The organism is Nevskia soli DSM 19509 (genome assembly GCF_000711955.1).
GTDB classification, from domain to species: Bacteria; Pseudomonadota; Gammaproteobacteria; order Nevskiales; family Nevskiaceae; genus Nevskia; species Nevskia soli.
The window spans coordinates 65,244-79,538 of record NZ_JONR01000006.1 but is presented as its reverse complement, the minus strand read 5'-3'; the positions used below and the strand labels follow the sequence as shown (position 1 = coordinate 79,538).

Genomic DNA, 14,295 nt, shown 5'->3' with positions numbered 1-14,295 from the left:
AGATCTTTAGTCGGGGAGGGAATGAAATGGCAGACATCAGAAATGTCTTTATCAGTCACATTCATGAAGATGATACCAGCTTGGGGAAACTTAAAGACCTGCTGGCGACTAAAGGAGTGACTATCCGTGACTCCTCGATCCATAAAGGAAAGTTCAACGAAGCGAAGGACCCTGACTACATCAAGTACGGGATATTGAGTCCTCTTATCGATTGGGCAGGGACGTTCATATGCGTAATATCACCTCAGACGCGGGATAGTGAGTGGGTGAATTGGGAAGTTGAATATGCTGCCAAGCAAGGCAAGCACATTATTGGGATTTGGTCGTACGGGAATCAGGGTTGTGAGTTGCCCGACGCTCTGAAGGATCATGCCGATTCCATAGTTAGCTGGAATGGAAACGCCATCGTAAATGCTATCGACGGCAAAGACCGTTGGGAACACGCCGATGGATCACTTTTCGATCCAGTACCCCTTCGGCGTCATCCTTGCTGATGTCGCGACTCTACTCCTACGTTGTTCGGTACGACAGTGGGTTTGCTCCAAATCCCTTCTACGGATTCTGCACGCTCGCCACATGTAAGCCGCCGATCCGTAAGGGGGCGGAGATAGGTGATTGGATTGTGGGGACTGGCAGTGGCGACCGAACAGTTCGAAGGGCTGGGTATTTGGTTTACGCGATGCGAGTCGCGAGTATTTTAAGTTTCCAAGAGTATGACGCGAACCCGAATTTTGAGGATAAAAAGCCATACCGTCGCGGTAGCCGAAAGCAGAGTTGTGGGGACAACATTTACTACTGGGATGCTGCGGAAAATGATTGGGGGCAACGAGACTCTTTTCACACAAATAATGACGGCTCTATACACGCTGAGCACGTGCGGATTGATACTGGAGTGAATCGAGTTCTGATTGGCGATGACTTTGTTTATTTTGGCGGTGAAGGGCCGCTAATTCCCGACACACTAACTCGGCCCGACGGGCGAACTATCATTCATTCTGGAATAGGTTATTCATGCATCGATGACGCCCGAAGCCGTGATCGGTTCATAGAATGGATTAGATCGTTAAGGATCCGCGGATTTCAGGGTTCACCGTTTGAATGGATATCCCTCCGTGCAAAGTCTAATCCCAGACATCTCTAAATCCCTTTTGCTCTCTGAATATGCAGGCGCTGTCGCGCCGACGGACATCATTGATCCTGCAGACTTCAAGCCAATCCTGCAGGGGCTCTTTGGCGAAGTGGGGGGCATTATGTCAACCGCCAAGAAGCACGTTCGGGAAGGAAACGCTTATCCTCGTGCCAAATTGTCGGCGGTCGAGGAGTTTGGAGATACGCTTTGGTACCTCGCTGCGCTGTCAAGGCGTATGGATCTGCGCCTTGACGATCTATTTGTCCGAGCGGCCGAGCAAGGTGGTTATCAACATCTCATTGCGGCAAGTGATCTGTCGGGTGCGATTGCCCAAATTGCTGTACCGCGAAAAGACATTTCCCTTGATTCTGCGCTATTTGATCTAGGTAGGGGTGCTGCAGCTCTGCTCGGTGACCGCCCAGAAGTGAAGGCTGTCGAAGCTTTCGCCTTTTATTATCTGAATGCTCTACATGTGTCAGGTCTGTCGTTCGCCGAGGTGGCCCACACAAATGTGAGCAAGGTACGAGGAGCGTTTCTTGATCCTGCTCCAGCAAGTCTAGTGGACTTCGACGCGGGGCTTGGGTCGGAAGAGCAGCTACCGCGGTTTTTTAAGATTCGCATTAATCAGCGGCCAAGCGGGAAAAGCTATCTCCGATGGCGTGGAGTATTTGTTGGCGATCCATTGACTGACAACATCGGGGATCGGGACGGATACCGTTTTCATGATGTATTTCATTTTGCGTATGCCGCAATCTTGCATTGGTCTCCCGTTATGCGGGCGCTTATTAAACACAAGCGCAAGAGTCAGCCCAGGCTCGATGAGGAGGAAGATAGTGGGCGTGCGATAGTTGTTGAAGAAGGACTCACTGCTTGGCTTTTCTCTCGTGCAAAAGAATTAGACTATTTTGAGGGGCAGACCCGTGTTTCGCTGGGTATACTAAAAACCGTTCGTGAATTCGTAGACGGCTACGAGGTCGAGAAGTGCCCGCTTCGACTGTGGGAGCGCGCCATCCTCGATGGCTACCGCGTCTTTCGTCAGATTCGGGACGGCGAGGGCGGTTGGGTGGTCGGCAGCCGAGTACGACGCACTATTGAGTACCGGCCGCTGGAGGCCAAGTTGTGAAGCTCCATCCTTTTGTCGTGGATGTATCTGGCCTGCGCTTTTCCAATGCTTTCAATCCCTACACGGACAGGTGCCCTATACACGACCGAATTGACGCGCCGATCCGTCGTGCCAAGGTGCTGTCGGCTATGGTGCGACGCGCTGCCGAGGTTCCTATTGATGCTATTTGGGTTGGGCGCGATCTTGGGTATCGTGGTGGCCGCCGTACCGGAATGGCCCTGACGGACGATGTGCACATGGGACGCCACGCCAAACGTTGGAATTTGGAAGTAGAACGACCGACCCTGGGGGTGGTTGTTGCTGAGCGTACAGCAGCCGTCATTTGGAGCATTCTCGACCAAGTAGACGCGCGGGTGTTTCTATGGAATGTGTTTCCGCTGCACCCACATGAAGTCGGTGAACCTTTCACCAATCGCCAGCACAACTCGCTGGAGCGAGCGGCGGGTGAAGCGATTCTGGCGATGCTCGTTGGATTGCTTCGGCCGCGCCGAATCCTCGCGATCGGCAATGATGCTGCAAACGCGGCGAAGCGCATTACTGACTCCGTACCCGTGGTATGCGTGCGACATCCCAGTTACGGCGGGCAAGCGCAGTTTCTTCGCCAAATGATAGAGCTCTACGAAATCGCCCCGCGGACTCGAAGCCTGTTTTGAACGTGAGCCGGACTAATTTCATATGCACCTGCTTTGGCTTGTCGACTAGAGCTTTTTCGGAAGCAACACCGCTAGGGGTGTCGAGAATCTGTATGCTTTGACTTGGTTCTCGGTGGCGTTATGTCCTTGGCCGTGCTCGGCCTGCCACTAGTGGGTGTTCAAGAGCTTTCGACGCGGATTCTCGAGCTTTTTAGTATTGCTTGACGATCCCAGATCTCCAGTTTGCCTGAAGTAGTTGGTTCCGGACCTCATACCCGGCCAGCCGCGATTCACCTAAGCTGATCATCCCGCACGGTGTACGGAGTCCCCAATGGCTGCAAAGCCCAGCCCCCAGTTCCCGATCCCTGGCCATGCGCAAGCCCAGACGGTCCAGAGCCGGGTGATCGGCATCCTCGGGACGGGCGCGGTGCTGGCGCTGCTCTACTTCGGGCGCGAGGTGCTGATTCCGATCACCCTGGCGGTGATGCTGAGCCTGTTGGTCGCTCCCATGATTCACGCGCTGCGGCGGGTCGGCCTGGGCCAGACCGCGTCGGTCTGGACGGTGGTGCTGGTCCTGGTTCTGGTGCTGTCGGCCATCGCCACGGTCATCGGCTCGCAGATGCTGCGCATGGGGGCCAGCATGCCGCAGTACGAGGAGACCATGCGCGGCAAGCTGGCCGCCCTGGACCAGATGACGCTGGGCAAGCTCGGCGTGGTGATCGACCCGGTACAGCGCGTGATCGACCGCGTGTCGGAGGAGGGCGTGAGCGCTCCGAATGCCAAGCCCGGTACCGCCTCCGGCGCGCTGTCCGCGCCCGCACCGGCGGCGCGTCCGCTCCAGGTGGAATTGCACCAGCCGCCGCTGGGGCCGCTGAAGATGCTGAGCCGGATTCTCGGCTCTGTCTGGGGGCCGCTCTCGTCCGCGGGCATCGTCATCGTGGTGCTGATCTTCGTCCTGCTGGAGCAGGAGGCCTTGCGGGACCGCTTCATCCGCCTGGCCGGCGGCGGCGATCTGCGCGCCACCACCATCGCCGTCAATGATGCCGGCGAGCGCCTGGCGCACTTCTTCGCCAACCAGTTCGCGGTGAATTTCTCCGTCGGCGTGGTCATCTGGGCGGGCCTGGCGCTGCTCGGCCATTCCCAGGCCCTGCTGTGGGCGACGATGGCGGCGCTGCTGCGCTTCGTGCCGTATGTGGGCGTGTGGATCGCGGCGGGCTGCGCCACGCTGTTCGCCGCGGCGGTCGAGTCCGGCTGGTCCCTGGCCCTCATGACGCTGGGCCTGTTCGTGGTGGTGGAGACGGTGGTCTCGCAGCTGGTCGAGCCCTTCCTGTATGGCCACACCACTGGCCTGTCGCCCCTGTCCGTGGTGATCGCGGCGATCTTCTGGGGCTGGATCTGGGGGCCGGTGGGGCTGGTGGTGTCCACGCCGCTGACCCTGTGCCTGGTGGTGGCCGGGCGCTACGTCAGGGCGCTCAACGCGCTGGAGATCCTCTTCGGCGAAGTGCCGGCGCTGACCCTGCCGCAGAATTTCTACCAGCGCGCGCTCTCCGGCGACGCCGGCTCCGTCATCCAGCGCGCCCGCACCATCCTCAAGAGCAAGTCCTTCGCCGCCTACTGCGATTCGGTGCTGATGCCGGCCATGCACCTGGCGCGCCTGGACTTCACCTCGGGCTCCATCACCAGGGCGGAGCAGGTCCGCTTCCGCGGCGCGGTGGCCGAAGTCATCGAAGCGCTCAGCGGCCCGCGCAAGTGGTGGAGGAAGCGGCAGCGCATTTCCCTGCTTGCGGACGTCAATCTCGGCCGGCAGCTGCGCGACCGGCGCGAGCTGCTGAGCGGGCAGCGCGGCTCCGTCGAAGTGCCCGCCGGCTCGCTGGTGCTGTGCGTGGGGGTGGACTCCACCTTCAACGAGCTGGCCGCGGAAATCCTGGTGCGGGTGCTGGGCGATGGCCTCGTCGGCCAGCACCTGCTGGTGGAAGACCTGGGCAATCCGGCGCTGCACGGCGTCAACCCGGAGAGCGTGGCGGCGGTCTGCCTGGTCAGCCTCCAGCCGTGCCGGGAACAGGCGCGTATCGAGTCCCTGGCCGCCGCTATCCGCCTCCACATGCCCGGCGCGAAAATCGTGGCCCTCATCCTGCAAAGCCCGTATGAAGACTGCGAAGTGCTCGACCAGGCCCTGAAGGGCATCGACCTGACCGTGCACTCCTACGAGGAAACCATGAAGAGCTGTCTCGGCGTGGTGAAGCCCGCTGCACCGTGACGGCAGGCTGCCACTGCACAAAAAGCCTGTCGGTAGCCGCCTGCCCGGATGCGGGCGTGATTGCAAGCACAATTTCTGCGGCAATGTACGGTACCGTACCGGCAAATTTTTCTTGCCTGTGGGGCCGTTTTCGGCACATCATTAAGGCGCTTTTACAGGCGACCGCGAAACGCTTCAATCAATAAAGAAAGGGTGACGAACCTCCGGTTGTGTAAACCAATTGATGGTTCGAGGAATAGACCAATGCCCGGAAGAATACTCGTCGCCATCGGCGCTCCCAATGGCGATATTCGTCAGCTGAATCACCATTGCGAAGCAGCGACGGGTTTGGCCTTGGCCGAGTGCCGGGGTCAGCCGGTGTGGCAGCGGCTGGCGGCGCCGGAACACGCCGAGACCATGCGCGAGGGCTTCTTGCGCGCCGCGGCCGGCGAGGATGTGCCGGATCAGCACGGCAGCTGGCAGGCAAGGGACGGCAAGCGGTTCGCCGTGCACTGGGGGTACTCCGGCCTGCGCGATGCCGATGGCCAGACCCAGGGCGTGGTGGTGACCGGCGCCGACATGCGGGTCGCCGATCGCATGCAGGCCGAGTTGTCCGAGGCGCTCGATCGGCATCAGGCGATTCTGGATACCGCGGTCGACGGCATTCTCACCATCGATGGCGCCGGGCGGGTTCAGTCTTTCAATCGCGCTGCCGAGCGCATTTTCGGCTACCGCGCAGTGGAAGTGCTGGGGCGCAACGTCTCCATGCTGATGCCCCAGCCCTACCGCGCCGAGCATGACGGTTATCTCCACAACTACCTGACCACCCGGCGCAAGAAGATCATCGGCCTCGGTCGGGAGGTGGAGGGTTTGCGCAAGGACGGCACCGTATTCCCGCTGGACCTCTCCGTGGGCGAAGTGGTGGTGTCGGGGCAGCGCGTATTCACCGGCATCATCCGCGACATCACCGACCGCAAGCAGATCGAGCAGGAAGCGCGCCGCCGCCAGGACGAACTGGCGCATATGGCCCGAGTGCATTCCATGGGCGATCTGGCGGCGGGCCTGGCGCATGAGATCAACCAGCCGCTGACCGCCATTCTCGGCTTCTCCGGCGCCTGTTCGCGCATGATCGATGCCGGCACCGCCGATATGGCGCTGTTGCGCGATTCGATGCAGCAGATCGCGCGCCAGGGCGAACGCGCCGCCGAAGTGATCCGCCGCCTGCGCAAATACGTCGAGAAAGGCGAGATCGAGCAGCAGCCGAGCGACCTCGGCGCCAGCGTGCACGAGGTGCTGGAGCTGCTCCAGCATGAATTGAAAGTCAACAGTGTGCGCGTATTGACGAAGGTGCCTGACGCGCTGCCGCAGTTGCTGCTGGACCGCGTCCAGATCGAGCAGGTGCTGGTCAATCTCGTCCGCAATGCCGTCCAGGCCATGGTCGAAGCGCGGGTTTCAGCCCCGGAATTGCAGATCGAAGGCGCCGTCTCGGATGCGCCCGTGGGCGTGAGCGTGACCGTGCGGGACAACGGTCCGGGTTTCGGCGGCAATCCGCCGGATCAGTTGTTCGCGCCGTTCTTCACCACCAAGAAAGATGGCCTGGGCCAGGGATTGTCGATCTGCCGTCGCATCGTCGAAGCGCATGGCGGCCGTATCTGGGCCGAGCGAAATCAGCCGGGCGGCGCCGCATTCAGCCTCTGGCTGCCGCTGCCGCCGCCGGGAGGGGCTGGCGTGCACGAGATTCGCGGCGCCGCCTGACGCCCGCGCTGCCTGCATGACGGAACGATCTGCGGCTTCTACCTGTATTGACCCACATCATAGCCGGGGGTGCGGCCCTCGGGTCTAATACGCTTGAAAGACCCAGCCTAGAAGGAGTAGCACCTGCCTAGCCGCCCGGATTGAAACAACCCGTGATCGAGCGTCAGCGAATTGCATTGATATGAAACAGCCAGTGATTGATATTGTTGATGACGACGAAGCGGTCCGTTCGGCGACATTCCTCTTGCTGAGCAGCTACGGCTGGCGCGCGCGCGCCTTTGCCTCGGCCGAGCAGTTCCTTGAGACCTTGAAGCTGGGGAGCGCCCCCGACTGCTTGCTGCTCGATCTCAACATGCCGGGAATGAACGGCGCCGAGCTTCTGGAAAAGCTCGCCGTAAAGCAATCGGCGCTTCCTGTGATCGTCATCACCGGCATGCGCGATGCGCAACTGATCGCCCGGGCGCGCAAGGCCGGCGCGCGCGATGTGCTGGACAAGCCGTTCCACGAAAAGGAATTGAAAGCGTCCGTCGATCGCGTGCTCGCCGCGGCGTAGCGGCGGTCATTGATAAAAGGCCCGTCAGATGAGCATCTGACGGGCTTTTGTTTGCAGCAAGGAAATCGGCTTCAGAACGGAATGTCGTCGTCCTCGAATCCGCCGTCCCCGCCCTGCGGCGCAGCCGGCGCCGCGCGGGCCGGGGCCCGCTCACGCGGCGGTGCGCTGCTGCGGGCGCTGGAGCCGCCGCCGTAGCTGCTGGAACCCCCGCCGTACTCGTCGCCGCCGCCACCGCCGCCCTTGCCGTCGAGCATCTGCATGTCGTTGACCTGGATCTCGGTGGTATAGCGGTCGTGGCCGTCCTTGTCCTGCCACTTGCGGGTGCGCAGGGAGCCTTCGACGTAGATCTTCGCGCCCTTCTTCAGGTACTGGCCGACGATCTCCGCCAGCTTGCGGGTGAAGACCAGGTTGTGCCACTCGGTGCGCTCTTTCTTCTCGCCGGAGGTCTTGTCCGTCCAGGACTCGGACGTCGCCAGCGTGAGGTTGCAGTATGCGTCGCCGTTGGGGAAGGATTTCAGTTCCGGATCCTTGCCCAGGTTGCCGATCAGAATGACTTTATTGACTCCACGAGCCATGTGCGCCTCCTCTAACTAAATGGAATGGACAGCCCGGCCCGCACGCGCGCCCGCGCCGCTGCCGGGGGCAGGGCTGGAGCGTTGCAGGGTCGGGCTTTGCAGCGGAGGGCGGACACACGCCACAGGGGCGAAAAAATCATCGATGGATGGTTTCATCTGGTGTCCTCGTTCATGCGCCGGGAATAGTCGTAAGGTCCGGCACACCCTCACGGATAACAGAATACACCAGGGCCGCCGCCGCTTGCGTGTCATCGCGGCGCTTGCTTGAAGAGTGGGATGTAATGGCTTGTTACGGCAGTGTTTCTTTTGGCTGTCTGACTTTGCCTTGCTCTGGGCGCTCCCAGTCGGACATGTCATCTGCAAGGCTGCGTGCCTGTGCAAACAGATCAGCGACAGTGCGCGGTTTGGGACGTAATACCAGTTCGCCGTCACGCTGGAACACTTCCACTTCCTGCGCGTTCATACGGTAGCGCGCCGGTATACGAAGCACTTGCGATTTACCGAGCTGGAGTAGTTTCACCGTTGTCACGGGACGCTCTTTTGAACGGATGCGAAAGCTATCGTAGCTGCAAAGCCGGGTGTCGTGCTGCTCAAGATATCCGCACCGTAGGTCGGTTCAAGCGCACGTCAGTGCGCGGAACCGACAAGCCCCCAGACGTAATCCGGCCAGAAAAATTACGGCCGTTTATGCACCAGGCCGTGCCGGCTCCGGCCCGGCGTGGGTGGCATCCACCGGCGTCTGCCCGGCGGCGAAGCTCAGCCACAGCGCCGTCAGCAGCGCCGGCCCGGCGAAAGCCAGGGTCAGGCCGCCGTGCTCGTACAGGTAGCCGCCCAGCGGCGCGCCGATGGCGCCGCCCAGCACCTGCGCGGTGGAGAACACGCCCAGCGCCGCGCCTTTCTGCGAAGCCGGCGCGCGGCGCGAGATCATCGAGGGCAGGGAGCCTTCCAGGTAGTTGAAGGCGACGAAGAACACCAGCATCGCCGCCCACAGGCCGATGGCGATGGTGTAGCCCGCCGCGGCCAGCAGCAGCGCCACGCCCAGCGTCGCCACCGCGCCCATGAATACCGGCTTGGTCTTGCCGCGCTTTTCCGCCCAGCGGATCAGCGGGAACACCGGGATGATGGAGAAGATCAGCACCGGCAGGTACACCTGCCAGTGTTTCGCCACCGGCAGGCCCAGGGTCCGCACGATGGCGTAAGGCGCCGCCTGGAACAGTCCGGCCATCAGTAGGTGCAGCAGGAAGACGCCGCCGTCCAGCCGCAGCAGTTGCGTGTCGGCAATCGCGGCTTCCATGTTGGCGACGCGCTTTTCGGCCGGCGGCGCGTTCGGCACCACGAACAGCACCAGCGGAATCGACAGCAGCGCCAGCACGCCGGTCATGTGGAAGATGCCGTTGACGCCGATCCAGCCCTCGAACACCGGCCCCAGCACCATCGCCAGGATGAAGGACACGCCCATGCCGGCGCCGAGAATCGCCATGGCGGTGGTGCGCACTTCGGCGCGGGTAGTGTCGGCCACCAGGGCGGAGACGGCGGCGGAGACCGCGCCGGCGCCCTGCACCGCGCGGCCGAGCATGATCCAGCCGATCTGGTGGGTGCTGCCGGCGATGAAGCTGCCCAGGGCGAACAGCAGCATGCCGATGACGATCACCGGCTTGCGCCCCCAGCGGTCGGAGGCGATGCCGAAGGGAATCTGCAGGAAGGCCTGCACCAGCCCGTACAGGCCCAGGGTGAAGCCTTCCTCCAGCGGCGTCACGCCGCCCGGCAGGGTGCTCGCGTAAAGCGCGAAGACCGGCAGGATCATGAACATGCCGACCATGCGCAGGGCGTAGACCGAGCCCAGGGCGATGGTGGAGCGCCATTCCAGAGCGTTCATGAGGCGATGCTGTCCGGGTTGAAGACGATCCGCAGCAGCGCCGCGAAGCTGCCGGGCGCGTGCGGGGCAGGGACGGTGGCTGGTCCGAAAATGCTTTTAGCTTGTTTGGGGCTCATCGGTCAGGCGGAAACGATAAGTTTTGGGCCATTTTGGCCGGGAACCGATGCAGATTCCGGGCCGGTTGGCGCAGACGCCGTTGTCGCGCATCACTGCAGGCATTGAAAACAGGGTGCACTGCAGCAATTAAGGGAAGTATAGTACCCGATTGCCCCATTCCCCGCCGCGCCTCGCGTGGCCGAAAACTCTACTGCCCCATGGATACGATCCATATACGCGGTGCGCGCACGCATAACCTGAAGAATGTCTCGCTCGACCTGCCGCGCGACAAACTGATCGTCATCACCGGCCTGTCCGGTTCGGGCAAGTCCAGCCTGGCCTTCGACACCCTCTACGCCGAGGGCCAGCGGCGCTATGTCGAGTCGCTGTCGGCCTACGCCCGGCAGTTCCTGTCGATGATGCAGAAGCCGGACGTGGATTCCATCGAGGGCCTGTCGCCGGCCATCTCGATCGAGCAGAAGTCCACCTCGCACAACCCGCGCTCCACCGTCGGCACCGTCACCGAAATCTACGATTACCTGCGCCTGCTCTACGCCCGCGTCGGCACCGCCCGCTGCCCGGACCACGGCGTCACCCTGGAAGCGCAGAGCGTCAGCCAGATGGTCGATCATGTGCTGGCCCTGCCGGAAAACTCCGCCTGGATGCTGCTGGCCCCGGTGGTGCGCGAGCGCAAGGGCGAGCACGCCGAGTGGTTCGACCAGATGCGCCAGCAGGGCTTCGTCCGCGCCCGCGTCGACGGCAAGGTCTACGAACTGGACGAGGTGCCCACCCTCAACCGCAAGCTCAAGCACGATATCGATATCGTGGTGGACCGCTTCAAGGTCAAGCCCGACGCCAAGCAGCGCCTGGCCGAGTCCTTCGAAACCGCCCTGCGCCTGTCCGACGGCCTGGCCATGGTGGCCCCGCACGGCGAGCCCAAGGCCGGCGCGGCAGCCAAGGAAGCGCCCAAGGACATCCCCTTCTCGGCGCGCATGGCCTGCCCGCACTGCGGCTACTCGCTGGAAGAGCTGGAACCGCGCCTGTTCTCCTTCAACAGCCCCACCGGCGCCTGCTCCAGCTGCGACGGCCTCGGCAACCTGCAGGTGTTCGACGCCGAGCGCGTCGTCACCCACCCGGAGAATTCCCTCGCCGATGGCGCCATCCGCGGCTGGGACAAGCGCAATCCCTACTACTGGGCGCTGATGTCCTCGCTGGCCAAGCATTTCAAGTTCGCCACCGACAAGCCGTTCCAGGCCCTGCCGGAGAAGGCGCGCAAGATCGTGCTCTACGGCAGCGGCGAGGAAAAGGTCAGCTTCGAATACCCGGACGAGAACGGCCGCAAGATCACCCGCCAGCACCGCTTCGAAGGCGTGCTGCCCAACCTCGAGCGCCGCTACAAGGAAACCGAGTCGGTGGCGGTGCGCGAGGAGCTGTCCAAGTACCTGTCGGACAAGGCCTGCCCGGACTGCGGCGGCGAGCGCCTCAACCGCGCCGCGCGCCACGTCTTCGTCGCCGACCGCAGCCTGCCGCAGATCAGCGCCCTGTCGGTGCGCGACGCCGAAGCTTTCTTCCTGCAGATGAAGCTGCCCGGCCACAAGGGCGAGATCGCCGAGAAGATCCTCAAGGAGATCGGCGCCCGCCTCGGCTTCCTCAACAACGTCGGCCTGGATTACCTGACCCTGTCGCGCTCCGCCGAAACCCTGTCCGGCGGCGAAGCCCAGCGCATCCGCCTGGCCTCGCAGATCGGCGCCGGCCTGGTCGGCGTCATGTACGTGCTGGACGAGCCCAGCATCGGCCTGCACCAGCGCGACAACGAACGCCTGCTCAAGACCCTGGTGCACCTGCGCGATCTCGGCAACACCGTCATCGTGGTCGAGCATGACGAGGAAGCCATCCGCGCCGCCGACCACGTCGTCGACATCGGCCCTGGCGCCGGCGTCCACGGCGGCCACATCGTCGCCCAGGGCACGCCCAGGCAGATCGAGCGCAACAAGGAATCGCTCACCGGCCAATACCTGTCCGGCGCGGCGGAAGTGGAAGTGCCGAAGCAGCGCCACCCGCGCGATCCGGCCAAGTCCGTGACCCTGCGCGGCGCCCGCGGCAACAACCTGAAAAACGTCACCGCCGAAATCCCGGTGGGCCTGCTCACCTGCGTCACCGGCGTCTCCGGCTCCGGCAAGTCCACCCTGATCAACGACACCCTGCTCGGCTACGCCGCCCGCGCCCTCAACAACGCCGGCACCCGCCACGCCGCCTGCGACGCCATCGAGGGCCTCGAGCACCTGGACAAGGTCATCGACATCGACCAGTCGCCGATCGGCCGCACCCCGCGCTCCAACCCGGCCACGTACACCGGCCTGTTCACCCCGATCCGCGAGCTGTTCGCCCAGGTGCCGGAGTCGCGCGCGCGCGGCTACGAGGCCGGCCGCTTCAGCTTCAACGTCAAGGGCGGCCGCTGCGAGACCTGCGAGGGCGACGGCCTGATCAAGGTGGAGATGCACTTCCTGCCGGACGTCTACGTCACCTGCGACACCTGCAAGGGCCGCCGCTACAACCGCGAAACCCTGGAAGTGAAGTACAAGGGCAAGAGCGTCGACGAGGTGCTGAACATGACGGTGGAAGAAGGCATGACCTTCTTCAAGCCCGTCCCCGCCATCCGCCGCAAGCTCGAAACCCTGATGGACGTGGGCCTCAGCTACATCACCCTCGGCCAGAACGCGACCACCTTGTCGGGCGGCGAAGCCCAGCGCATCAAGCTGGCCAAGGAATTATCCAGGCGCGACACCGGCCAGACCCTCTACATCCTCGACGAACCCACCACCGGCCTGCACTTCCACGACGTCGCCCAGCTGCTCAAGGTGCTGGAGCGCCTGCGCGACGCCGGCAACACCATCGTCGTCATCGAGCACAACCTCGACGTCATCAAACGCGCCGACTGGCTCATCGACCTCGGCCCCGAAGGCGGCAGCGGCGGCGGCGAAATCATCGCCACCGGCACCCCGGAAGACGTGGCCAAAAACGCCAGGTCCCACACCGGCCGCTTCCTCAAGCCCCTGCTCAAGACGCAGCCGAAGAAGTAGCCCCAGAAGAAGCGGCGCCACCTGCTGTTCCCCCCCCCCGCTCCCCATGATGGGGAGCGGGTTAGCGTGAGGGGGCGCTTTTCACCTGACCGAGCACCAATCTCCGTTCGCCCCGAGTGCCCGCGTAGCGGGTGTGTTTTTCCGAATGTCCCGAGTGAATCGCGAAGCGATTTGTACCGAGGGAGGGGCCAAGCGCGGACCCATCCCCCATCGTCATTCCGGCGAAAGCCGGAATCCAGGGGCCGTAGTGCTGCACTCCGCTACCCGCCCCTCACCCTAACCCCCTCCCCGCATTCGTGGGGAGGGGGGACTGAAACCCGCAGGCCGGGATGAGTCCCTCAAATCCCGGCAATTCCGCCCCCTGAAAATTCACTGCTCGCCGCATGCGTGCCAACAAAAACCCTTGGCACGCATGGCACGCATGATGTTTTTCGCCCCGAAAACCGGAAATGATTTCCCCCTGAAAAACAGGGCGAATGGAGCGAAACGCAGCCCTTCAACAGCCACAGTCTTCCCCGCGCAAGAATCCGGAAGAACTCATGCGGGCCACCCCCTAAAGTGCGCTCCATGAAACCCCGGAGCCCCGCCATGCTGACGCTGCACGACTACCTCCCTTCGCAAAACGGCTACAAGGTCCGCCTGCTGCTCAGCCACCTCGAACGCCCCTATCGCACCAGGCTGGTCAGCATCTTCGAAGGCGAGGGCAGGAGCCCTGCATTCCAGGCCCTCAACCCGGTCGGTGCCGTGCCGGTGCTGGAACTGGAGGACGGCCGCACCCTGGCCGAATCCAACGCCATCCTGTTCTACCTCGCCGAAGGCACGCCCTACCTGCCGCTCGGCCCCTGGCAACGCGCCCAGGTGCTGCGCTGGATGTTCTTCGAGGAAGACCACGTGCAGAACGGCCTGGCCTCGCTGCGCCACTGGACCATGACCGGCAAGCTGGCCCGCCGCATGCCGGAAGTGATCGCCGCGAAGCGCGCCGGCAGCCTGAAGACGCTGGGCATCCTGGAACAGCGTTTGGCGGAACATCCCTTCCTCACCGACAGCGGCTATACCGTGGCCGACATCTCGATGTTCGCCTACATCAGCCGGGCAGGGGAGGCGGACGTCTCGCTGGAACCCTACCCGGGCGTGCGCGCCTGGATCGCCCGGGTTCGCGCCCAGCCCGGCTTCCTCGACGAAGTCCACCCGTATTCGATCGATCCCCATTCCAGCGGCGAGCTGCCCTGAAAGCCGCAAG

General features: G+C 63.0%; 12 protein-coding genes. 9 read left to right on the top strand and 3 right to left on the bottom strand.

Features of this window, described 5'->3' with window-relative positions; translation table 11 throughout:
• Positions 1 to 26 precede the first annotated feature (26 nt).
• The 7 genes from BP26_RS28230 (at position 27) to BP26_RS0102375 (ending at position 7,428) form a co-directional block, all read left to right on the top strand.
• Entirely contained in the window at positions 27 to 494 is a 468-nt protein-coding gene (locus tag BP26_RS28230) for a TIR domain-containing protein (RefSeq protein ID WP_084182729.1), read from the top strand.
• The gene (locus BP26_RS30035; RefSeq protein WP_084182728.1) at positions 494 to 1,141 is read left to right on the top strand and encodes an Nmad2 family putative nucleotide modification protein; all 648 of its coding nucleotides are present in this window, start codon (positions 494 to 496) and stop codon (positions 1,139 to 1,141) included. Before BP26_RS28230 ends, BP26_RS30035 begins: the two co-directional genes overlap by 1 nt.
• Complete coding sequence (locus tag BP26_RS0102390) at positions 1,113 to 2,252, top strand: nucleoside triphosphate pyrophosphohydrolase family protein (RefSeq protein WP_245611683.1); 1,140 nt, start codon at positions 1,113 to 1,115, stop codon at positions 2,250 to 2,252. The genes BP26_RS30035 and BP26_RS0102390 overlap by 29 nt, the downstream gene beginning before the upstream one ends.
• A complete protein-coding gene (locus BP26_RS28220; protein ID WP_084182727.1) occupies positions 2,249 to 2,905 on the top strand; it encodes a uracil-DNA glycosylase in 657 nt (218 codons plus the stop codon). Before BP26_RS0102390 ends, BP26_RS28220 begins: the two co-directional genes overlap by 4 nt.
• Positions 2,906 to 3,215: 310 nt before the next feature.
• Positions 3,216 to 5,141: an AI-2E family transporter gene (locus tag BP26_RS0102385; RefSeq protein WP_084182726.1), complete on the top strand. Its 1,926-nt coding sequence runs from the start codon at positions 3,216 to 3,218 to the stop codon at positions 5,139 to 5,141.
• Between the two features lie 243 nt (positions 5,142 to 5,384).
• Positions 5,385 to 6,875 (top strand): PAS domain S-box protein, encoded by a 1,491-nt coding sequence (locus BP26_RS0102380; RefSeq protein WP_084182725.1) that lies wholly within the window; start codon positions 5,385 to 5,387, stop codon positions 6,873 to 6,875.
• A 181-nt stretch (positions 6,876 to 7,056) separates the two neighbouring features.
• Positions 7,057 to 7,428 carry a response regulator transcription factor gene (locus tag BP26_RS0102375; RefSeq protein ID WP_029918979.1) on the top strand — a complete coding sequence of 124 codons (372 nt, stop codon included), beginning with the start codon at positions 7,057 to 7,059 and terminating at the stop codon, positions 7,426 to 7,428.
• 71 nt (positions 7,429 to 7,499) lie between these two features.
• Here the strand turns inward: BP26_RS0102375 and ssb are convergent, their stop codons facing one another.
• The 3 genes from ssb to BP26_RS0102365 all read right to left on the bottom strand — a co-directional run bounded on the left by ssb (position 7,500) and on the right by BP26_RS0102365 (position 9,879).
• Positions 7,500 to 8,003, bottom strand: a complete 504-nt coding sequence (gene ssb / locus BP26_RS0102370) for a single-stranded DNA-binding protein (RefSeq protein ID WP_029918978.1) — start codon at positions 8,001 to 8,003, stop codon at positions 7,500 to 7,502.
• 289 nt (positions 8,004 to 8,292) lie between these two features.
• Positions 8,293 to 8,532, bottom strand: coding sequence for an antitoxin (locus BP26_RS29150; protein WP_157572320.1), 240 nt, complete (start codon positions 8,530 to 8,532; stop codon positions 8,293 to 8,295).
• Between the two features lie 156 nt (positions 8,533 to 8,688).
• Entirely contained in the window at positions 8,689 to 9,879 is a 1,191-nt protein-coding gene (locus BP26_RS0102365) for an MFS transporter (protein ID WP_051748145.1), read from the bottom strand.
• A gap of 314 nt (positions 9,880 to 10,193) precedes the next feature.
• On the opposite strand from BP26_RS0102365, the gene uvrA reads away from it, so the two are divergent.
• Together uvrA and BP26_RS0102355 are read left to right on the top strand one after the other, a co-directional pair.
• Complete coding sequence (gene uvrA, locus BP26_RS0102360; protein ID WP_029918976.1) at positions 10,194 to 13,055, top strand: excinuclease ABC subunit UvrA; 2,862 nt, start codon at positions 10,194 to 10,196, stop codon at positions 13,053 to 13,055.
• Between the two features lie 588 nt (positions 13,056 to 13,643).
• Positions 13,644 to 14,285: a glutathione S-transferase family protein gene (locus tag BP26_RS0102355; RefSeq protein WP_029918975.1), complete on the top strand. Its 642-nt coding sequence runs from the start codon at positions 13,644 to 13,646 to the stop codon at positions 14,283 to 14,285.
• Positions 14,286 to 14,295: the final 10 nt, after the last annotated feature.

Coding starts and splice junctions, on each gene's coding strand:
- BP26_RS28230 (WP_084182729.1), top strand. CDS start 27: ATGGCAGACATCAGAAATGTCTTTATCAGTCACATTCATGAAGATGAT.
- BP26_RS30035 (WP_084182728.1), top strand. CDS start 494: ATGTCGCGACTCTACTCCTACGTTGTTCGGTACGACAGTGGGTTTGCT.
- BP26_RS0102385 (WP_084182726.1), top strand. CDS start 3,216: ATGGCTGCAAAGCCCAGCCCCCAGTTCCCGATCCCTGGCCATGCGCAA.
- BP26_RS0102380 (WP_084182725.1), top strand. CDS start 5,385: ATGCCCGGAAGAATACTCGTCGCCATCGGCGCTCCCAATGGCGATATT.
- BP26_RS0102375 (WP_029918979.1), top strand. CDS start 7,057: ATGAAACAGCCAGTGATTGATATTGTTGATGACGACGAAGCGGTCCGT.
- ssb (WP_029918978.1), bottom strand. CDS start 8,003: ATGGCTCGTGGAGTCAATAAAGTCATTCTGATCGGCAACCTGGGCAAG.
- BP26_RS0102365 (WP_051748145.1), bottom strand. CDS start 9,879: ATGAACGCTCTGGAATGGCGCTCCACCATCGCCCTGGGCTCGGTCTAC.
- uvrA (WP_029918976.1), top strand. CDS start 10,194: ATGGATACGATCCATATACGCGGTGCGCGCACGCATAACCTGAAGAAT.
- BP26_RS0102355 (WP_029918975.1), top strand. CDS start 13,644: ATGCTGACGCTGCACGACTACCTCCCTTCGCAAAACGGCTACAAGGTC.